Genomic DNA, 19,478 nt, shown 5'->3' on the forward strand with positions numbered 1-19,478 from the left:
GCCTATGCCACTTCGTAATTGTCGCTTACGTGCTGGTGTACATGTGGGTTTTGTGTTGTAGGGTATTTACATAGGGTAATAGGGTATCCTATCCTCCACAATTCCTGTTTTACCTGTTGGAAGGTCAATGGGTTGGCATAGAGGAAAAAGATAGTTTTATTTTCCAGGTCTATATCCAATATCCTTACATTGAGGATTCTACTGAGGTTTCGGGTAATGATTCTTTTGTCCTCATCAGTTTTTAAATGATCTAATTTGGCAATTGCTTTCATGATATATAAATTGGGTTAATTTCAAATCTAAGGCATTTCAAAAAAGGATAAAATGATTTGCGTCATGTTGGGTTATGTCATGTTACATTAAGTTTATTTCTGGAACCAGATAAGGTTTCAGTAACCTAAACTAAAAGACAATCGGTGGGAACAATAACGAGAAAGAGGGAGGTAGTACTGGCTCTGGATATTGGAGGCACCTATACCAAGATAGGTTTGGTGGATAAAAATGGTAACATTATAGGAAAACGTGTTTTTAATACAGGATCCAAGAACTCCTTTCAAGGTTTCGTTCTAAATTTGGAGGAAGAGGTAGGATTGCTAAAGGCAGCATCTGGGAACATGGTCAAAATTATAGGTATAGGTATTGGAGCGCCAAATGCCAATTTCTATACAGGGCAAATGGAGCACCCTCCCAATTTTAAATGGGGAGATACTATCCCTATTTCTGACACTATTTCTTCACTATTTAAATTACCGGTGGTACTTGCAAATGATGCCAATGCAGCGGCATTGGGGGAGTACAAGTATGGTATGGCAAAGGAGTTGAAGCATTTTGTTGTTCTGACTCTGGGAACAGGTCTTGGTAGCGGTATGGTGGTAGATGGCAAATTGTTACTTGGCGCCAATGGCATGGCAGGGGAGCTGGGTCATGTAAATGTAGATCCAGAGGGCAGGAGCTGTAATTGCGGTCTAAAAGGTTGTTTGGAAACCTATGCTTCGGTTACAGGGATTAAAAGGACCGTTTTTGAGCTGTTGGGTGAGTTAAAGGAGGAATCGATTTTAAGAAAGGTCAGTTTTGATAAGATGACAGGGGAAATGATAGCAGAGCAGGCTATAAAAGGGGATGTAATTGCCCTGAGGGCATTTGAAATTACCGGTGAGATTCTTGGGAGTAAAATGGCAGACACCGTTGCCCATTTAGACCCTCAGGCATTTATTTTGACAGGTGGATTGAGCAAGGCCGGGAACGTGTTGTTGAAACCGGTAGTGGAACATATGGAGGCAAATCTTTTTGGTGCCTATAAAGGAAAGGTGAAGGTATATCTTTCTACCTCAGAAAGTGCAGATGCCGTTCTTGGTCCTGCGGCCCTGTTTTGGCAGGACGTACCGTAAGGATACGGACAACAAGGATATTTGCCATTCTTTGAAGATGATATTAATCATTTCTCATAGACATTTTAGCACCTACATTTAAGGTTGTAGTAATAATAAATGGCCATGATGAAAATATTAATACCCACCGATTTTTCTGATAATGCATGGAATGCCCTAGTCTTTGCTATGGCCCTATTTGCCAAGGAGAAATGTGAATTTCTTTTGTTTCATGTAAATCCGATCGTCTATACTGGAGCAGAGAACTCCGTTATAGTTCCCCACCATATTTTAAAAGAAACAGTAATAAAAGAGAGCCAGGCGAAGCTTAAAATACTGATTGACAAAATTGAAAAAGAGTACACCAATAAGAACCATAGTTTCCAAAGCAGGACAGTCTATGATTTTTTTGTGGATGCCATCAAATTTCAATTGACAGAGTCAGAAGCAGATCTTATAGTGATGGGGACCAAAGGGGCTACTGGACTTAAAAAGGTCACTATTGGCAGTAATACGGGCCATGTAATCACAAAAATAAAATGTCCCCTTTTGGCGGTTCCCGAAGATGCAAAATTTGACGGCTTGAAACAGATCATGTTTCCAACGGATTATCATACAGGAATTGATATTAAGGTACTGGACCATTTAAAAAAGGTCATGGAGCTGCATGATTCAAGTTTAAATATTGTTCATATGGTATCCAAAGATGACGAGCAGCTCTCCAAAGAACAGCACAGGAACAAGGAGTTTTTGACCGATTATTTTTCCAACTCCAATTATGGCTTTCAACGGGTTACGGGTACAAGATTAGAAGAGGCTATTCAAAATTTTGCAGAAAGCAAAGAAATGGACATGATTGTCATGGTGGCAAAAAATTTAAATTTTATTCAACGAATATTGTTCAGACCGCTGGTGGAACAAATTAGTTATCACATCCATACCCCATTCCTTGTACTTCATGAATAGCACATGCACAGTGACCGTCAAAAAATGACAGAATGCAAGGAATAACTGACCGATATCATGGTTTTGGGAAGATTACACCGTTAATTTTAAAATATAAAACACACCTGTAATGAGAAAAATTTTAATTCCAACCGATTTTTCAGCAAATGCCTATAATGCCATCAGTTATGCGTTGAAGCTATTCAAGAGTGAGGAAGCCACCTTTTATTTGATGAATACCTATACCCCTGCGGTATATCAATCAGAGTATCTGCTTTTTAGTCCCGGCCAGATTGGTCTGGGGGATATTTATCAGCAGAATTCCGAGAAAAAATTGAACGAAGTCAAGGCATGTATCCTGGAGGAATTTGACAACCCAAAACATACAATTATGATCCATTCGGCATTCAACACCTTGGTCTATGAAATAGTTGAGACCGTGGAGAATGAAAATATTGATGTGGTGGTCATGGGGACACAAGGGGCAACAGGTGCCAAGGAAATTTTATTGGGAACAAATACGGTCCATGTCATCAAAAATGCGAAATGTCCTGTTTTGGTGGTACCTCCCAATTATGGGTATAAAGTGCCGGAAGAAATTCTTTTTCCGACAGACTACGAGGTAAATTACAACAAAAAACAAATGGAACAGTTACTGAACATAGCTGGGATCCATGGCTCCAACATAGATATTCTCCACGTATCCACCGGAAACGAATTGACTGCGGATCAATTGGAAAACAAATCAAAACTGGGAGCATTACTCTCGGATATCCCGCATAGATACCATGATGTCAGTGATCAGGAAATTATCACGGCCATTAATAACTTTCAATCAGGAAAGAAGATCAACTTATTGACTATGATACGTAATAAGCACACATTCTTGGAAAGACTTTTTATAGAGCCTATAATAAAAAAAATAGGTTTTCACGTGACCATTCCATTTCTGGTGTTGCCTCATCATTCAAAAGGGTAAGTCCATGAAACATATCCTAGCACCTACCGATTTTTCCAATGATGCCTATAATGCACTGTACTTTGCCACGCAGCTTTTAAAAAGAGAAAACTGTACTTTCTATCTCCTGAACAGTTTCAATGAAAAAACACCTTTGCTATCAAAGAAAGCAGAAACCAAAAAGGGAAAAGAACAGATGTACGCCCTACATGCAGAATCAAAAGAAGGCCTCCTTAGAATGAAACACAGGATTACCCTGGATACAGGATTTAAGAATCATGTTTTTGAAACCCTCTCCTTAGAGGGCGATCTTACCGAAACGTTGGATAAACTTGTGAAAGAGCTGCATATTGATTTGGTGGTCATGGGGAATAAGGGGGTTACAGGTGCCAAAGACCTCTTCATGGGAAGTAATACCACGAGGGCCATAAATGTTGGACTGGCATGTCCCATTTTGACCATACCCAAAGAAATAGATTTTAAGTTGCCCAAACATCTTGCCTTGGTCACCGACTATAAGAAGTGTATCGGTGCAGATCAAATTTCTGTTATTCTGGACATAGCAAAACTTTCCGGGGCTACGGTCCGCGTGATGCACATTAATGAAAAAGAACGTTTGGACAAGTTTGAAACCTCTAATATGAATACCCTTTCCCACTATTTGGAAGGGGTGGACCACAGCTTTCATTGGATGCCCAAATTTGCTTCAAAAACAGCGGTGATCCAATCATTTTTAGAAGAAATTGAAATAGACTTTTTGGTAATGTTCAATACGCAGCACAGTGTTCTTGAAAAAATATTCAGAGAACCGGTGATAAAAAAAGTAGCCTTTGATATAGAACTCCCGTTCTTGGTTGTAAACGCCTCATAATAATTCACATTTTATGCAACATCCGCCTTGCCGAAATAATCTTTCACGGGTTTTGATGAATTTGGGCGATAAAGGCTAAAATCACCCTAGACTGACTTGAATCATTTTGTAGTAGGGATAGATTTCTTAATTTCCATAGGCTGCTCATAGGATGCAACGCCTACGAAGGCAATATTTTAATTTATCCCAGATAGAGATGAACACTAAAGAACGTAATAAGAGCTATATAGAATGGTTGAGTCCACAGGAAATGCACGAGATGTCCAACCTATGGTTTTCAGAATTGATGTTTTTCAAGGACGAACAATTGTTTTTGAATGATCTGATTAAATCCTACACCATTAAATTAACGAATAAGGATGTATTTGAGCAGAGCAAGGAATTGATAAGTGCCCTTCTCCATGCTGAAAAGGATTTGGTCACCTTGATGAAAAAAGTACAACTCCACAGTAATCAACTGGAGATCATGGTAGATGATGTGGACCAGCTAAAGATGGAAAAGGCCTATAAAGAAACACATAATCAGTTAACAATGGCCGTAATGGAATATGGGTCCCAGTATAGATCAATTAAAGAGCAGTTGTTCAAATTGGTATCCAAGGTCATGAAATCGGACAAACAAAAAAGATTGCTGAATTAGTCTGATTTGAGTAAGTCGGAATTCTTGAACCGATTTACAGAATAATGGGCATCCGTAAGGTTGCCCATTTTTTTTAACAATAAGGTTAAAAAGCATTGGGGCTTAATCATATGCGATAGTATTTATTTCGATTGGGAACATATAAAAATTTGAAAATGGGCATTTTAGGGGCTATTAAAACTATCCTAAAGGGGACAGCTACACTAACGGTCTTTCTTGGGTAGGACAGTAGGAACGCTAACACCAAAAATTATGCTCATGAATACGACCTATGAAGATTGTATCAAGGCTTGCCAACAGTCATTGATCGATTGTCAAAATTGTCTTACCGTTATGGCCGGCAAAGAAAGTATGAACGATTGTCCCTACTGCTGTATGCTCTGTATAGATGCATGCTTATCATGCTTAAAGTTTATGGTGGCCGACAGTAGTTTCGCAAAGCAATATTGCCAATTATGTGCAGATGTCTGCGAATGGTGTGCTTCTCAATGCGATGAACATAAGAATAAATACTGTAAACTGTGTGCTGAAAGCTGTAGGAGGTGTATGGAAGAATGCCGTAAGATAGCTGCAGCATAATTAATAAGGGATTGGTAGTCCAAGAAGGAGGAGAGGAGATAAAGATTTATGGCAATAATAGGAAACCTAATAAAAGGATTTATTGAGGTCAAGGATGCGTTGACATCGGAGATAGATCCCATTGAAGAGCAAAGATCGGTTCTGTGTCAATTACTGGAAAAAGCAAGGGATACCGACTTTGGTGTTCAGTATGCATTTAACGAAATTCTGGAATCAGAGGACATATCCAATTCTTTTGCCGAAAGAGTCCCATACTTTGATTACGACCGTATCCACAACCAATGGTGGCATAGACTGCACCAGCATGAAGAAAATGTAACCTGGCCGGGAAATCCTTCCTATTTTGCACTGAGCTCAGGAACTACGGGCAAAGAAAGCAAAAGAATTCCGGTAACGGACGAAATGGTCAATGCCATAAGGCAGGCAGGAATAAAACAGGTATTTGCCCTGAGCAATTTTGACCTCCCTCCCGATTTTTTTGAAAAGGAAATATTGATGTTGGGAAGCTCCACGGATCTCTCCAAGAAGAATAACCATTTGGAAGGGGAAATAAGCGGAATAAGTGCCAGTAATATCCCAACCTGGTTTCGAGGGTATTATAAACCAGGACAAGAAATCTCCCAGGTGGAGGATTGGGACGAACGAGTACAGAAAATTGCGGAAAATGCCCCTAAATGGGATATAGGTGCCATTAGTGGGATACCTTCGTGGATAGAGCTCATGTTGCAAAAAGTTATTGCGTACCACAACTTGGAACACATCCATGAAATTTGGCCCAATCTCCAAGTATATACCTCAGGGGGAGTGGCCTTTGGCCCCTATGAAAAGAGTTTCAATGCCCTGATGGGCAAAAAAATCACCATTATAGACACCTATTTGGCCTCAGAGGGATTTATTGCGTTTCAGGCTAGGCCAGAGACCTCGGCCATGCAATTGGTTACCGATAATGGTATATATTTCGAATTTGTGCCCTTTCATCCAGATTATATCAATCAAGATGGTTCCTTAAAGAAAGATGCTCCGGTTTTAACGCTTCCCGAGGTGGAAGTGGGAAAGGAATATGTGTTGCTGATCAGTACAGTATCCGGGACGTGGAGATATGTGATAGGGGATACCATAGAATTTACGGATACCGCCAGGGCGGAAATAAAGATCACGGGAAGAACCAAGTTCTTTTTGAATACGGTAGGTTCCCAATTATCCGTAAATAAAATGGACGATGCCATTAAGAACCTGGAGGACTGTTTTGAAATCAAGGTTCCGGAATACACCTTATGTGCCAAAAGGATTGATGGTGAATTTTATCATTGTTGGTATTTGGGTACCGAAGACCATGCCATAGGGGAGGAACTTGCCAAAGAGTTGGACACTTTTTTGATGGGTGCCAACAAGAATTATAAGGTCGCAAGGTCCAAGGCCCTGGAAGGTGTAAGGGCAACTGTGGTTCCTCCAGATGTATTCTATGAGTGGAATGCCCGAAACAAGAAAAAAGGAGGACAGGTAAAAATGGAAAGGGTCATGGGAGAAGCGAAGTTTGCCGAATGGGAAACATTCGTACAGGAATTGAGTCTATAGTAGTTCCATAGAATTAAAGATCTCTTTGTTCCACCATCAACATAATCTCCTCAGGTGACAAATAATACCTATTGATCCTGGCCCTGTAGGTATCGGTAATCTCCGCATGGTTAAGAATGTAATTTTTGGTTTCCAATATGTATTCCTCCATGCCATGTGCCACAGCAAAGCAATCTGCTGTGCGTTCGGCCTCTATGATGTAATCTGGCGAGAACAGATATTTTAGTCCAAATGCCATTAAATCCAAGTTGCTCCTATTTTTATAATCTATGATATGTCCCAGTTCGTGGCCAAACCATCCTATCAGAATATTGGACGGCATATCCTTAGTTTTATATTCCCTATCTGCAATTTTAAAGTTTTCGCTGATCAATATTACATACTCCCTGTCATTCTTGGATCGGAAAAAACTGCCAAAGGTAGGCCTTGCCTGCATGGTCGATTTTTTAATGTTCTTTTTGAACTTAAAGGTAATCTTGGTATTGCTCAGCTTGGGGTAATGGGAAAGGGCAATGGTAGCCTCTTTCTCAATGGATTTGGGCATGATGTGATTGGCGTTCAAATTATAGATGATCATAAAAGTAAGAATTAATAAATAGCGCATTTTCTAAACTGAAAAAAGTGAAAAACTGTAATTGAACACGTTAATTTCACCTTATGGATTAATGATAATTATATATAATAATGTAATGATTTTCAACTAGATAACAATGAGCGCAGATGGTTTAGGGTAAAGAAAGTATCATTAGAGTTATTTTTGAGGGGATGGAAATTGCAATCACTAAAAAGACCCAAGATTTGTTTTTAGCTAAGGTATTCATCTGTCTTTTGGGGATTGTGTCAATCTGGACGGCTATAGAGCACGTTCTACAATTTATAAATAGTTAAATTGACCGTTATGAAAGATAAAAACATTTTAGAAATGGGAACAATTGCCAAAGATGATCAACAAGTGACGCTATATTATAACTCGGAAAGTGCTATTGGAAAACAGACCTATGCCTATATCACGGCATCTTCCAAAGAAATACAACCTATTGATGTTACCAAGGAAAAAGTTACGGGTACCCAATGGGCGGCGTTGGCGGATAAATTGAACGTGGATATTGCAGATTTTATAGACACGGACCACCCTAAATTTCAGGAGATGTATGGAGATAAGGATGTGGATCTGAATGAAACGGATTGGATCAAGGTATTGCAGGAGCAACCTGAGGTGATCTCCTGGCCAATAGTGGTCAATGGGAACCAATTTTTGCTTGTGAAAAATCCTTCTGATATTGTAAAACACATCAACCAATAGATTGGGGCAAAAAAAAAACCAACCGTCTAGGTTGGTTTTTTTTGAAGATGAATTAACCAAATTAACCTGTAATGGCCAATGTATTCTGATGATCTTGGTATTGCTTTGGACTGCAGTTATACTTTTCTTTGAAAATTTTTGAAAAATAACTTCTGCTGGTAAGTCCAACGGTATATACGACCTCTGAGATATTTAAATCTGTTGTTTTGATCAAGTGTTCTGCAGCTTCCACACGTACGTTTCTGATGAAATCGGTTACTGTTCTATCGTGCATTAATTTAAACCCTTCCTGCAATTTGGCAGGGGATAGGCCAGATTTGTTGCTGAGGTACTTTAAAGTGTATTGAATTTCAGGATAATTTTTTATGAACTCTGAAATTTCGCGCACATCTTCCATTTCCCTTTTCGAAAGTGACCCTCGGTTACTTTCCATGCTTTCCAAGTCGTCCGAGTGCTGTTGGATTTCCATGGCCAAGATCATGTGTACTATTCCTTCAATCAACAGGCTTCTAACAATTCCTTTTTGGGTGATTGCTGCAAGTTGTTGAATTTTATCCGCAATTCTAAGATTGTACGACCCGGTATAAATGAAGTTGCCTTTTTCCTTTTTTGGAAAGAAAGTCTCCGTTAAACTGGCATTCAGTTTATGGTAAGAAAGGGATTTTTCGTCTGTACTTACAACAATGGTGGATATTTTATAGTGTACATCTTTTTTGAAATGAAATACATTATTGTTATCCGAATTGGTGGTTACAATTCCGGTCTGAAATTTTTCCAATTTCGTTTTCTCCCCTTCAACACCAAAACTATGTACTAGGTGTCCTTTGGAACAATAAGCGAAATAGATAGGACTGGAATTTATGGTGCTGTTCACCAACAGGATATCATTTTTGAAAACAATATCAAATTCAATATAAGAGATGCTCCCTTTAAATGTAATACCACGAATTATGCCTTCTCCCTTTTCATTGTTCACCGTTAGGATTTCCTCATCGGAGTTATGCGTAATATCCCCTCCAAAATAATTTTGAAGGTCTAGGAACATATTATTAAGATTTGTTGTTTTAAGATGTATGACTTTCATGATAATGTTTTTAAAGTTGACATTGATACCCGACTTTGCGGTTTAAGATTCTATAATCATTCAGGCTTTTAATTGGCCTTCGTTTTGATACTCGTTACTTTTTAAAGCAGCTATAATATGCAATTAGGTTGAACCTATTTGTCCAAATTAGTGTCCATATTGGCGTGCTGGTTGGTCATACCCATAATAAAATTGTCAGGCATACTTTTAGTATTGACCTCTCTTTTTCGTACTTGGCCAACTCTGGCAAATTGTTGTAGATTATCTAAATACTTATCCATGATTCAATTATTTATTGTGTTAGAGACTATCTTTTATTTGATAATGTCAAAATTCGGTAAAAAGAGAGCCTTAGCTCTTACACAATTATTTTTTTCTGTTACATAATTATATAAGTCATCTGAAAATTATATAACATATATTGGATAAATACGAGACGGGAGGGAAGCTTTAAGGGGCAGTTACCGTTACAACTTCAGGTAAGAATATTAAATAAATGACTGATAATGAGCGGTTTGTGGTCTACGATAGGTTATAGATACATAGGGTAAGAGGGGAGTTTCTTGGAAATACGGTTTGTTATACCATTATATATAGGTACAGCCTAAACCTGGGTATGACCATCGGACGTAGTAAAGAAAATATAAAATGGAGCTAAATCACAACCTTAATAAAAAGTTTTCTTTGTTCAGGTTGGAAGTATTGTATTGCCAGTTTATCTGAAGCACTTTTTCAATGGCATCCTTCAATTTTGTAAAACTATTGGGTTTGTTGATATAAATGTTTGCTCCATAAACAAAGGTATCCTCAATATCTTTTTCAGAGGAGGATGTTGAATAGATGGCAACAGACATGGAATCCAGGGCATTATTCTCCCTGATTTCCTTTAAACATTGGATACCATTTTTAACGGGCATGTTCAAGTCAAGGAAAACTACCTGGGGCAAAATAACGTTGGGTAGGTTTAAATAATCCATAAGTTCCTGTCCATTGGTAAACAAGGAAAGCTTAGTTTGAATTTTTATTTCGTCGATGGCTTCTTTAAATAGGAATCTGTCATCTTCATCATCATCCGCCAATGCAACATTTAGGGTTTGTAGGTTCATGTATGTTCAATTTAGGAATTAGATCTAAGACTGCCATTGACACGACGTCTCTGAATTATTTTTTGAAAAGTAGATGGGGTTAGCCCAGTGGTTTTCTTAAATTGATAAGATAAGTGTGCCACACTGCTATAATTCAGTTGGTATGCTATTTCAGTTAAAGTATAATCGTTGTTAATAATTAAAGATTTTGCGTGGTCTATTTTTTTTAGGATCACAAAATTCTCAATGGAAGAATAAGTAACCTCCGAAAAAACATTCGACAGATAAACATACGAATAATTCAGCTTTTCAGATAGATAACTTGAAACTTTATAGTTTTTTGCTTGTTCATCATGAAGAATCATATTAGTGATGGTCTCCTTGATGCGCTGTACCAAGGCACTTTTTTGATCATCGATGATTTCGATCCCATAAGGGGACAATGAGGCTATGAGCTTGTTCCTCTGGTCTGCAGACAATGGGCGTTCAAACTCTATTTCACCAAGACCATGTAAGCTATACGGTATAGAGAGTGCTGCCAATTGTTCCTGTAAAACCGCTTTACAGATGGTATTAAAATCGTATTTGACATGTAACTTCATCGGCCTCCCCAGTGTTTACAACGCATTGATGTAATAATCATGGACAAAAATGATTGTTCAACAATGCATTTGAGAATTCCGCAAAGATGGTTTTTTTTTTGGTAATAAATGCCATTGAACGGATTTTTCGTACCGTTTCTTCCTCTTAAGGGCCAATTGGTCCTGTAAATGTAAATGGGTATAGGTATTAAAGGATTGATTCCTTTGTGTATCGGCCATAGATCTGGCAGGAAATTGAGGCGCGGTAAAAGCCATATTTCAGTGGCTACGTTTTAAATTTCAGGTTTGGATTTGTCTTGGACAACTACGCTGATAATTTATTGGGGAAGGGATAATTTTGAGTAACCGCTGTTAATGGAAAATGTAGTCCTCGTGTTAGGACTTATCGTTTTTTCTCGGAATTTCCTTGAAAAAATCTGCAGCTTCAAGATTTGCGGTAGGACCATAACCCATGAGATAGGTTCCTTTTTTGCCATCTACAGTTTCCAGGACATATAATATAGAAAGGTCGGAAGGGTTGCTCATACCTTCGTATCGGTGTTCGGCGACTATGAAAATGTCTTTTGGGGCATATTCTATTTTTGAATCAACATCCACCAAATTACCATTATTAAATCTATAGCTGGCGGTATATCCTTTCTTCTGGTATTCCTCAATTAAGTTTCTCTCGTTTTTTGCTATTTCCTCGTTCATCGGTATTTTCTAAAGGTTATTATTAAAGATAAAGAAAAGCGGACAGCTCTTGGAAGTCGAGCTGTCCGTTTCCGTATTTCGGGGGAACTTTACTGTTTAGTTATCGTCCGTGGCGTCATCAATTTCGTCTTCCACTTCCTGTGCACCCTCTTCGATTTCATCGCCTACTTCTTCAGCGCCTTCCTCAATGTCATTGCCTACTTCTTCAATGCCATCTTCTATTTTTTCTCCGGTGTTCTTTTCTTCTCTGCAACTAGTAAGTGAAAGACTAGCTACTAGAAGAAACATGAGCAATAAATTTGATTTTTTCATACGTGTTCGTTTATTATGGTTAAATTTTTTTCCTTCCTGATATCAATGAGACTACGAATAAGATCAAGAAAATAAAGAATAGAATTTTGGCTATACTAGCCGCTCCCGCAGCTATGCCTCCAAATCCGAAGATTGCGGCTACAATTGCAAGAATTACGAATGTTACTGTCCAACGAAGCATAATATTTGTTTTTAATTAATAGATAGTTGTTTTTTTTTAGGAATACTTTTGGTTTTTCCTATATTCCAAAGATCAGGAACTTTGAGAAATCCTTCTGATCCTATCCGTTTAAATTTTAGCTCATTAGCCGCTACAAGAAGTAATAACCTACCGGAAGGGTTTATGGGAAACTATTTTCAATATCAAACATATATTATTTAATAGCGGGCTTTTGATACCCTGTAGCGATCAGGGCAAGGAAAAGTTCCTGGACTCATGAGTAACTGAGTGGAAGAGTTTCATAAAATACGGGATCCAACATGCTCTTGTATTTTATGTTCCGATAATAGAATTCTTTGGCTATGGGGTATGCGGTAAATTTTGGCTGTTGGTTGTATGCCAGGAGACGTTCCATGTCCGATACTTGAAATTTGTTTTCAAGCCAGTTGTTGGCATGTTCTTTAGGAACAATCAAGGGTGCTATCTCCCCAAGATTTTGGATTTTTGGGCTGATGCCATTACTGCCCTTTCCAATGAGCAGCGAGGTGGTCAGGAACCCATCGTTCAAGGTTGTATAAATGCCTCCCATATAAAAAGGTTGTTTGTTGGGGAGATGCACATAATAGGGATAAAGTTCTCCCTGGTGCAAATGGGAAACGAAATATCCTGTTACTACAACAAGACAACGTTTAAAATGGAGTCCTTTAAATGGTAAGGTATTGCCGTATGTGTGTTCCAAGGGGGTATTGAGCGTATTCTCTAATTGCTGGTAGGTGCTCCATTCCCCAGTGTAATGTGTAGGCAACATGCCCCATATGGCAAAATCTACCATGTTGGGATTTTCTTCTGTGATAACGCCAATTAACTCCTCGTCCATCCCATTGATAACGGAATTGGGCTCATGGAGTCGTGGATATTTAAAGTTAACACCAAGTTCATTTTCTATAATACTGCGAGATGCTGTATTTGATACCTTGTAATACATAGCGAATACATTACTTTGTTGGGTATCCTTGGTATTTGCATTCCATGGATATACCCTAATTATTCTAAATCTTCCAAAACGGCTACAATTTAAATTTGGCTTTGATTTTAATTAATTGTTTGGTAAGAATTTCAGTGGGGGGGAGGAACTATAGTTTTTTCTTTGGTCATGCCAAACTTGGATTGACCTTTTCAATTAAAAGGATTTTTACTTCTAGAGTTCCTTTTTACGTTATAACGCAACCTTGTTTCCTTTCTTCAGTTCAAAAATTTTACTCTTTAAATGATTGATAGAGGAAGTATTTTCACTGTGACTTCCAGCATAGGAAAATCCTAATTTCCCACTGATGAAATTTTGTTTTGCAGATATTTTTGAATTTACCGGAACAGGTTCCATTGGTTTCTTTTTGTTGTCTTTGATCCGGTATAAATCATAGTCTTCATTATCCACTTCTGGGACAAAGAGTTTTTCCAAAAGGATAAATAATATCAAGCCAAGGGCAAAACCGCAAGCAAAAATGGAGATCATTTGAATAGTGTTCATCGTCAAGTTTTTGGTAGATCGTTAATAGTTAAATAGACCTTGTTATTATTATATTGTTGTACTATGGGAAGGATATAGATTGGTGCCTACTAAGTGCTCGTATTGGAACAATAGTTTTTCAACTTCCTCTTTTAAGCGCATAATCTGTATTCCCCATTTGGTCCTGTCATGGATTACTGTATCCAGTTCTTTGACCATATGCTTAATCCTTTCCCCATTTTTATCTTCCTTCCTTAACAAGGAGGGGAATGGGCTATTGTTAGACTCTTTAAAATGAGAAGCACTTACGTAACAATACACGTCGACTTCATTTTGAAATTCCTCCACCAACCTGTTTATTTTAAGGCTATCTGCAGATTCATCGGATAACTCTTCCAATAGAAATCTGAATTTGTGGTGATAGGCCAATAAGGTTTCTGCGCTTTCCATAGGTTTTCAATTTTCCAACCGTTTAAAACGGCTTCCATGTAAACATTTCTTCACACTTGTACACTACAAATTTAAGTGAGTGACCCAGGGGAAGGGTGCTCATATAGATTTAAGATTAACCCAATCATCGAAATGTCAGTGATCATTGAAAGAATCAATTTTTAAACGATTAGGATCAACACGAAAAGCTGTAAAGGCCTAATTTTATTGGTAAGATGAAACATTGGACCCAACTGTGTCGGATCAGAAAACAGTGAATTCCAGTTGGTATTTCAGATTTTAATTAACAATTACAATATGCAGGAAAAAGAAAACGACAGTAAAACAGAATTTATCAAAGAAGAGGAAGATAATACACAACAGTTTATCCTCCAGAAAAATTCAAAGACAAAGATGGCGATTTTAATTATTTCCATCTTTTTAGTCATACTAATTGGTGGTATAGTGATATCAGGACTGTTTTTTGGTGAAGCATCATAACTATAAAAATTGATAGCAAGCCTTATTGGGCATCCCGTACTTTTGTTGGTAAAGGATGCCCTTTTTTATTGCTATTTTCAATGAAAGGGATGATTTTCAGATATTACGGGTTCCAGGTATTGTGATAGGCAAAATTGGATTGGGGCATTCTGGTCCTTTCCTTGGTTTCTTCCTTTTGTAATGCCGGTGGTAAACTTTCCAATTCCCCCCCATAATAGCCTAATGCTATCGCTGTACTCACACAATAACCCTCAGGTACATTAAAATCTTGCTGCGCTTTCTCCCATGCAATTTCGGACATTTGATGAAGGGCAATGCCCATGTATTGTGCCTGAATGGTCATATTTCCCAAACTAAGGCCTAGGTCCAACATGGCACGTGGATTATCCTTGTTTTCCCTATCTTTCTCCTTGTAGATCGCTAGCACAAGGGTCGGAGCATTGGATGCCCATTTTTTGTTATAGTCACTTAAACAATCAAATATTTTACTATACCCTTCGGACCCCTTGAATGCGTATATAAAACGCCATGGCTGTTCATTTTTATGGCTGGAGGCCCATCGGGCAGCCTCAAATATTTTCTTGAGATTGCCTTGGGTAATATGTTCGTTCCTGAAGGCCCTAGGACTCCAACGTTGCTTTAAAAGGGCAAAAATTTCGTGATCTGTTTCGGCAATATTGTGTAATCGAACTTGTTCTTCCTCTGTCATTTGTCAAATCTTTTGCTGTTACTAGTAGTTCTGTTTACTTATTGTCCTTATGAATTGGTTGTCCTTGTGTATCGGTTTGGGTTGGGTTTAGTTGTTAATCCTTTTTTCAATCAGATTCATGTAAATTGTGATTGATGTATTGTGGCCGCCATCAAGGCGCTAAATTATATTTCCATTCCCATAGGGATTGATTCAATAACTAATTTTATTGATTCTTTTAAGTTTCCAAGCTACCGTAAATGCTTAAATTTTGGTTCGTGTCAAGGAAATGATCTTTTGCGATAATCTATGATCTTCCCAAGATTTATTATTGCAGGTACATATTTGGGCTTAATAACCAAGAGCCCAAGATGAATGGGAAAAACCAATAACTCTAATCTCTATTTATGAAATATTTATTCCGAAAACAATTGATGAAATTTGTTCTTTTGGGCCTTCTCTCGGGTCTTCTCAAGGGTTGTGCCACCTACAAGGAACAAATTAGCGCAGAGCTGACAGAACTGGGAAATGTGGAGGAAAAGCCTATACATACCTTCTTTATTGCCGGTGGTCTTGGTAATCTTGAAAAAGGAAGCGATGAAAGTATTATGGAACGTTTGGGGGAGCAATTGGCCAATGCACCTCAAAACAGTACCATGATTTTTACCGGAGATAATATTTCATCGGAGGAGAATCAATGGGAATTGGACCAAAAACGGATAGAGCAACAAATTGGAGTCACCAAGAACTTTAAAGGTCAGACCATTATCATGCCTGGGGATTTTGAGTGGAAAAGCTTCGATGCGGACAAAATGGAGAAGGTCGAAGACTACGTGAAGGACAAAGAAAGGGAAAGGTTAAATGTTTTTCCAGAAAACGGGTGTCCCTTGGAAAGAATTGTGCTCAACGATCAATTGGATATGATTGTTATAGATTCCCAGTGGTTTATCAGTAACTGGGATAGGGTAAAAGGCATTAATAACAAGTGTACGGATATAATTACCCGAAGAAGGTTTTCCGAGGAACTGGAGGGGATGATTAATGATGGCCAGGGAAAAAATATCGTCATTGCCATGCACCATCCCATCTTTAGTAATGGTGTGTTCGCAGGAAAAGAGACTTTCACGAGCCATTTGACCCCTTTACCGGTGTTGGGTACAGTTGTTAATCGTATTGGGGATTGGGGTGGTTTCTCCAATAAAGAGCTCAATTCAAGGCGCTACAACTATCTTCGTATTCTGGTGTCCGCCATGGCCCAAGATTCCGATAGGATAACTGTGATTTCTGGGCACGAAGAAAGCTTGCAATATCTTACCGGGGGCGGTATTCATCAAATTGTAAGCGGTTCCCTCGGCGGAAAAACAGCAACCCAGCGTTCAGAAGATGAAATAATTGCCATTGGAGGATCTCTAGACTATGAGGGGGACTATACCTATGGTGAGAAGGGGTTTGCCAAACTGGAATATTACAAGGACGGTTCCTCAAGGGTTACCTTTACTACCGTAAACACGGATGCATCCGAAAGATCTTATGCGGTGCTCCCCAAATTTGAGGAGAAACCAAAAATTGAAATTCCTAAGACCTTTACAAAAAAGTACGTTCAGGAATCCGTACTGAATGGGGAGGATAAAAAGGCATTGGAAAAAACAGGATTTTATAAATTTATTTGGGGTGATCGCTATAGAAGTTATTTTGGAAAGGAAGTCACCGCTCCAGTTGTAAATCTTGATACGCTGTACGGGGGTCTGAAAATAACCCAGGAAGGGGGAGGGCACCAGTCATACTCCTTGCGTTTGGAGGACAGTGAGGGGAAGGAATACGCCATGAGATCGCTAAGGAAAAATGCGTTGAAATTTTTGAAATTTAAGGTCAAAGGGGTTGCTTATGAAGCGGAGGATTTTAAAGGGACAATGACGGAGGAGATGATATCCGACTTTTTTACCACGGCCCATCCCTACATCCAGTTGGTAATAAGCCCCATGGCAAGAAAAGCAGATGTAAATCATGCCAGCCCCGAATTATACTACGTACCCAAACAGGAAGGTTTTGGAGATTTGAACGCTTCCTATGGAGATGAACTGTATTTCATTGAAGAACGCCCCTCCGATAGGCACAAAGATTTTGTGGGATACAACCAGACCAATCCAGAAAAATCGGGAAGTATACCCGACTTTGAAAGTACTACTGATGTTTTGGAGAAATTAAAGCGAGACGAATCCTATGAAGTGGAGCAACGCAGTTTTGTCCGTGCCCGAATATTTGATATGCTCATTGGGGATTGGGACAGGCACCAAGACCAATGGCGATGGGCAGAATATGAATTGGAATCAGGGGACAAGCGGTTTTTGCCCATTCCAAGGGATAGGGACGGGGCTTTCACCAAATTTGATGGGGTTGCCTTCCCTGTAATAAAGTGGTTTGTGCCCAATTCTAGGTTTTGGCAATCGTATGGTCCGGAATTGGAAAATGTGCCTTGGTTTATGGCTCAGGGCAATAGTTTGGATAGAGCTTTCGTAACCAAATATGGAACCAGCGTATGGACGGAAGAGGCAGAATTTATCCAAAAGCAATTGACCAAAGAAGTGATCGACAATGCGTTTGAACGTTTGCCCAAAGAAGTGCAGGATAGCACCTCAAACAGCATTAAACAAAGTTTAATTGGACGTTTGGAGAATTTGAAGGACATGGCCACAGAATACGGGGAATATCTGAATGAGGTTGTTGTACTTCACGGTACCGAAAAGGATGACCGCATAACCGTGACCAGATTGCCCGAAGGAAAAACAAGGGTTGTTATACGAAGGTTGTTGAGCGATGAGCCTAATGAAATGATGTTCGACAGAACTTTTGATAAAGCAGAAACCAAAGAATTGTGGATCTATGCTTTGGGAGATAAAGACGAATTTATTGTAGAGGGTGAAGGCGATAAAGAAATCTTTATCCGTTTGGTAGGTGGTTATGGAGAGGATTCCTATAAAATTGAAAACAAGAAAGCCCTTAAGGTTTACGATTGGAAATCGGAGGAGTCCAAATTTGAGGATAAGGTGCCAGCAAAACAGTTGACCAATATATATGACACCAATACTTTTCACTGGCGTCAGTTTACGGAAAATACCAATATTTTGTTGCCCAACGCCGGATTTAGAACAGACGACGGCCTATTCCTAGGTGCCACCAATGTATACACCAACAATGGATTTAACGGTAACCCATTTCGCCAGAAGCATTCCGTTGGAGCCAATTATTACTTTAAGTTCCAGGGTGTGGAATTGAGCTATCAGGGGATATTTGCCAATATATTTCCCAAATGGAATTTCGAAGTAGATGGCTATTTTACCAATGATCGTTTTTCAAATAATTATTTTGGAATGGGGAATGAAACCTTTAATCCAGATGATCAGTTGGATAATGATTATAACAGGGCAAGGATGAGACAGGTTAAGTTAAATGCAGGAATTGCATACAGAACATTAAAGATCAAGGGTCTATATGAGTCCTACAAGGTAGATGAGAATGCCAACCGCTATTTTACACCGGATAATGTAAACCCAAATGTATTTGATTCCCAGGACTACGTAGGGGGTGAGGTTTCCATGTCCTATAACCATGATGATGCCGATGACTTTCCTACCAAAGCTGTTTATATGGGGCTTACGGCAGGGTATAAGACCAATATTACTTTGGAAGACAATGCTTTTGCCTATGCAGGGATTAAATTTGGGTTCAGTCAGAAAGTGATTCCTTCAGGAAATCTTGTCTTGGGGACCATGGCAGAATATAAGACCAATTTCGGTGATGATTACTTCTTTTACCATGCCCCTTCCATTGGAGGTAACAATGGGCTTAGAGGATTTAGAAACGAAAGATTTACGGGTAAATCATATTTCTACCAAAGCTCAGATTTGCGATTGCGACTAAAAAGAATTGTAACGGCCGTTGCGCCCATAACTATTGGTATGTATGGTGGATTCGATTATGGTAGGGTATGGCTCGATAACGATACATCCAATAAATGGCATACTTCCCAAGGAGGAGGTTTTTGGATCAGTGGCTACCGTTTTCTTGCTTTCAATATAGGATTTTTTAATTCCGTGGAAGGTAATCAAGTACAAGTTGGTTTCGGCTTTGGATTTTAGACTTAGCTGAAGCAGATATTAAAATGGTAAATCCCTGTGACCT

General features: G+C 38.9%; 23 protein-coding genes. 10 read left to right on the top strand and 13 right to left on the bottom strand.

What is annotated here, in order from left to right:
• Positions 1–2 precede the first annotated feature (2 nt).
• Positions 3–272 (bottom strand): hypothetical protein, encoded by a 270-nt coding sequence (locus WAA86_RS06955; protein ID WP_337300270.1) that lies wholly within the window; start codon positions 270–272, stop codon positions 3–5.
• A 144-nt stretch (positions 273–416) separates the two neighbouring features.
• Here WAA86_RS06955 and WAA86_RS06960 point away from each other — a divergent pair, with 144 nt between their 5' ends.
• The 7 genes from WAA86_RS06960 (at position 417) to WAA86_RS06990 (ending at position 6,935) form a co-directional block, all read left to right on the top strand.
• On the top strand, positions 417–1,388 hold the full coding sequence (locus WAA86_RS06960) for an ROK family protein (RefSeq protein WP_337300271.1): 972 nt from the start codon (positions 417–419) through the stop codon (positions 1,386–1,388).
• Positions 1,389–1,493: 105 nt separating this feature from the next.
• Positions 1,494–2,333 carry a universal stress protein gene (locus WAA86_RS06965; protein ID WP_337300272.1) on the top strand — a complete coding sequence of 280 codons (840 nt, stop codon included), beginning with the start codon at positions 1,494–1,496 and terminating at the stop codon, positions 2,331–2,333.
• Between the two features lie 109 nt (positions 2,334–2,442).
• The gene (locus WAA86_RS06970) at positions 2,443–3,291 is read left to right on the top strand and encodes a universal stress protein (RefSeq protein WP_337300273.1); all 849 of its coding nucleotides are present in this window, start codon (positions 2,443–2,445) and stop codon (positions 3,289–3,291) included.
• Positions 3,292–3,295: 4 nt separating this feature from the next.
• On the top strand, positions 3,296–4,141 hold the full coding sequence (locus tag WAA86_RS06975) for a universal stress protein (protein WP_337300274.1): 846 nt from the start codon (positions 3,296–3,298) through the stop codon (positions 4,139–4,141).
• 196 nt (positions 4,142–4,337) lie between these two features.
• Positions 4,338–4,781, top strand: a complete 444-nt coding sequence (locus tag WAA86_RS06980) for a hypothetical protein (RefSeq protein WP_337300275.1) — start codon at positions 4,338–4,340, stop codon at positions 4,779–4,781.
• A 414-nt stretch (positions 4,782–5,195) separates the two neighbouring features.
• Positions 5,196–5,360: a four-helix bundle copper-binding protein gene (locus WAA86_RS06985; RefSeq protein WP_337300319.1), complete on the top strand. Its 165-nt coding sequence runs from the start codon at positions 5,196–5,198 to the stop codon at positions 5,358–5,360.
• Between the two features lie 48 nt (positions 5,361–5,408).
• Positions 5,409–6,935, top strand: coding sequence for a GH3 family domain-containing protein (locus WAA86_RS06990; RefSeq protein ID WP_337300276.1), 1,527 nt, complete (start codon positions 5,409–5,411; stop codon positions 6,933–6,935).
• A gap of 13 nt (positions 6,936–6,948) precedes the next feature.
• Here WAA86_RS06990 and WAA86_RS06995 read toward each other — a convergent pair whose 3' ends face one another.
• On the bottom strand, positions 6,949–7,512 hold the full coding sequence (locus WAA86_RS06995) for a hypothetical protein (RefSeq protein WP_337300277.1): 564 nt from the start codon (positions 7,510–7,512) through the stop codon (positions 6,949–6,951).
• A gap of 321 nt (positions 7,513–7,833) precedes the next feature.
• On the opposite strand from WAA86_RS06995, the gene WAA86_RS07000 reads away from it, so the two are divergent.
• Positions 7,834–8,238, top strand: coding sequence for an arsenate reductase family protein (locus tag WAA86_RS07000; protein ID WP_337300278.1), 405 nt, complete (start codon positions 7,834–7,836; stop codon positions 8,236–8,238).
• Positions 8,239–8,299: 61 nt separating this feature from the next.
• Here the strand turns inward: WAA86_RS07000 and WAA86_RS07005 are convergent, their stop codons facing one another.
• The 10 genes from WAA86_RS07005 to WAA86_RS07050 form a co-directional block, all read right to left on the bottom strand.
• Positions 8,300–9,322, bottom strand: a complete 1,023-nt coding sequence (locus WAA86_RS07005) for a helix-turn-helix domain-containing protein (protein WP_337300279.1) — start codon at positions 9,320–9,322, stop codon at positions 8,300–8,302.
• Between the two features lie 134 nt (positions 9,323–9,456).
• The gene (locus WAA86_RS07010; RefSeq protein WP_337300280.1) at positions 9,457–9,603 is read right to left on the bottom strand and encodes a hypothetical protein; all 147 of its coding nucleotides are present in this window, start codon (positions 9,601–9,603) and stop codon (positions 9,457–9,459) included.
• Between the two features lie 378 nt (positions 9,604–9,981).
• On the bottom strand, positions 9,982–10,428 hold the full coding sequence (locus WAA86_RS07015; RefSeq protein WP_337300281.1) for a response regulator: 447 nt from the start codon (positions 10,426–10,428) through the stop codon (positions 9,982–9,984).
• An 11-nt stretch (positions 10,429–10,439) separates the two neighbouring features.
• Positions 10,440–11,009: a helix-turn-helix domain-containing protein gene (locus tag WAA86_RS07020; protein WP_337300282.1), complete on the bottom strand. Its 570-nt coding sequence runs from the start codon at positions 11,007–11,009 to the stop codon at positions 10,440–10,442.
• Positions 11,010–11,384: 375 nt separating this feature from the next.
• Positions 11,385–11,702: a hypothetical protein gene (locus WAA86_RS07025; protein WP_337300283.1), complete on the bottom strand. Its 318-nt coding sequence runs from the start codon at positions 11,700–11,702 to the stop codon at positions 11,385–11,387.
• 96 nt (positions 11,703–11,798) lie between these two features.
• Positions 11,799–11,990, bottom strand: coding sequence for a hypothetical protein (locus WAA86_RS07030; RefSeq protein ID WP_337300284.1), 192 nt, complete (start codon positions 11,988–11,990; stop codon positions 11,799–11,801).
• A 43-nt stretch (positions 11,991–12,033) separates the two neighbouring features.
• The gene (locus WAA86_RS07035) at positions 12,034–12,195 is read right to left on the bottom strand and encodes a DUF1328 family protein (RefSeq protein WP_337300285.1); all 162 of its coding nucleotides are present in this window, start codon (positions 12,193–12,195) and stop codon (positions 12,034–12,036) included.
• A 253-nt stretch (positions 12,196–12,448) separates the two neighbouring features.
• Positions 12,449–13,159, bottom strand: coding sequence for an SOS response-associated peptidase family protein (locus WAA86_RS07040; protein ID WP_337300286.1), 711 nt, complete (start codon positions 13,157–13,159; stop codon positions 12,449–12,451).
• A 231-nt stretch (positions 13,160–13,390) separates the two neighbouring features.
• Positions 13,391–13,702: a hypothetical protein gene (locus tag WAA86_RS07045; protein WP_337300287.1), complete on the bottom strand. Its 312-nt coding sequence runs from the start codon at positions 13,700–13,702 to the stop codon at positions 13,391–13,393.
• Between the two features lie 48 nt (positions 13,703–13,750).
• Positions 13,751–14,131 (bottom strand): hypothetical protein, encoded by a 381-nt coding sequence (locus tag WAA86_RS07050; RefSeq protein ID WP_337300288.1) that lies wholly within the window; start codon positions 14,129–14,131, stop codon positions 13,751–13,753.
• A 297-nt stretch (positions 14,132–14,428) separates the two neighbouring features.
• Here WAA86_RS07050 and WAA86_RS07055 point away from each other — a divergent pair, with 297 nt between their 5' ends.
• The gene (locus tag WAA86_RS07055) at positions 14,429–14,611 is read left to right on the top strand and encodes a hypothetical protein (protein WP_337300289.1); all 183 of its coding nucleotides are present in this window, start codon (positions 14,429–14,431) and stop codon (positions 14,609–14,611) included.
• Positions 14,612–14,714: 103 nt separating this feature from the next.
• Here WAA86_RS07055 and WAA86_RS07060 read toward each other — a convergent pair whose 3' ends face one another.
• Complete coding sequence (locus WAA86_RS07060) at positions 14,715–15,320, bottom strand: nitroreductase family protein (RefSeq protein ID WP_337300290.1); 606 nt, start codon at positions 15,318–15,320, stop codon at positions 14,715–14,717.
• A 386-nt stretch (positions 15,321–15,706) separates the two neighbouring features.
• Here WAA86_RS07060 and WAA86_RS07065 point away from each other — a divergent pair, with 386 nt between their 5' ends.
• A complete protein-coding gene (locus tag WAA86_RS07065) occupies positions 15,707–19,435 on the top strand; it encodes a hypothetical protein (RefSeq protein ID WP_337300291.1) in 3,729 nt (1,242 codons plus the stop codon).
• The last annotated feature ends 43 nt before the right edge of the window (positions 19,436–19,478 follow it).

Origin of the sequence: Sediminicola sp. 1XM1-17 (assembly GCF_037203765.1) — a bacterium.
GTDB lineage: Bacteria > Bacteroidota > Bacteroidia > Flavobacteriales > Flavobacteriaceae > Sediminicola.

Coding starts and splice junctions, on each gene's coding strand:
- WAA86_RS06955 (WP_337300270.1), bottom strand. CDS start 272: ATGAAAGCAATTGCCAAATTAGATCATTTAAAAACTGATGAGGACAAA.
- WAA86_RS06965 (WP_337300272.1), top strand. CDS start 1,494: ATGATGAAAATATTAATACCCACCGATTTTTCTGATAATGCATGGAAT.
- WAA86_RS06970 (WP_337300273.1), top strand. CDS start 2,443: ATGAGAAAAATTTTAATTCCAACCGATTTTTCAGCAAATGCCTATAAT.
- WAA86_RS06975 (WP_337300274.1), top strand. CDS start 3,296: ATGAAACATATCCTAGCACCTACCGATTTTTCCAATGATGCCTATAAT.
- WAA86_RS06980 (WP_337300275.1), top strand. CDS start 4,338: ATGAACACTAAAGAACGTAATAAGAGCTATATAGAATGGTTGAGTCCA.
- WAA86_RS06985 (WP_337300319.1), top strand. CDS start 5,196: ATGGTGGCCGACAGTAGTTTCGCAAAGCAATATTGCCAATTATGTGCA.
- WAA86_RS06990 (WP_337300276.1), top strand. CDS start 5,409: ATGGCAATAATAGGAAACCTAATAAAAGGATTTATTGAGGTCAAGGAT.
- WAA86_RS06995 (WP_337300277.1), bottom strand. CDS start 7,512: ATGATCATCTATAATTTGAACGCCAATCACATCATGCCCAAATCCATT.
- WAA86_RS07000 (WP_337300278.1), top strand. CDS start 7,834: ATGAAAGATAAAAACATTTTAGAAATGGGAACAATTGCCAAAGATGAT.
- WAA86_RS07005 (WP_337300279.1), bottom strand. CDS start 9,322: ATGAAAGTCATACATCTTAAAACAACAAATCTTAATAATATGTTCCTA.
- WAA86_RS07010 (WP_337300280.1), bottom strand. CDS start 9,603: ATGGATAAGTATTTAGATAATCTACAACAATTTGCCAGAGTTGGCCAA.
- WAA86_RS07015 (WP_337300281.1), bottom strand. CDS start 10,428: ATGAACCTACAAACCCTAAATGTTGCATTGGCGGATGATGATGAAGAT.
- WAA86_RS07020 (WP_337300282.1), bottom strand. CDS start 11,009: ATGAAGTTACATGTCAAATACGATTTTAATACCATCTGTAAAGCGGTT.
- WAA86_RS07025 (WP_337300283.1), bottom strand. CDS start 11,702: ATGAACGAGGAAATAGCAAAAAACGAGAGAAACTTAATTGAGGAATAC.
- WAA86_RS07030 (WP_337300284.1), bottom strand. CDS start 11,990: ATGTTTCTTCTAGTAGCTAGTCTTTCACTTACTAGTTGCAGAGAAGAA.
- WAA86_RS07035 (WP_337300285.1), bottom strand. CDS start 12,195: ATGCTTCGTTGGACAGTAACATTCGTAATTCTTGCAATTGTAGCCGCA.
- WAA86_RS07040 (WP_337300286.1), bottom strand. CDS start 13,159: ATGTATTACAAGGTATCAAATACAGCATCTCGCAGTATTATAGAAAAT.
- WAA86_RS07045 (WP_337300287.1), bottom strand. CDS start 13,702: ATGAACACTATTCAAATGATCTCCATTTTTGCTTGCGGTTTTGCCCTT.
- WAA86_RS07050 (WP_337300288.1), bottom strand. CDS start 14,131: ATGGAAAGCGCAGAAACCTTATTGGCCTATCACCACAAATTCAGATTT.
- WAA86_RS07055 (WP_337300289.1), top strand. CDS start 14,429: ATGCAGGAAAAAGAAAACGACAGTAAAACAGAATTTATCAAAGAAGAG.
- WAA86_RS07060 (WP_337300290.1), bottom strand. CDS start 15,320: ATGACAGAGGAAGAACAAGTTCGATTACACAATATTGCCGAAACAGAT.
- WAA86_RS07065 (WP_337300291.1), top strand. CDS start 15,707: ATGAAATATTTATTCCGAAAACAATTGATGAAATTTGTTCTTTTGGGC.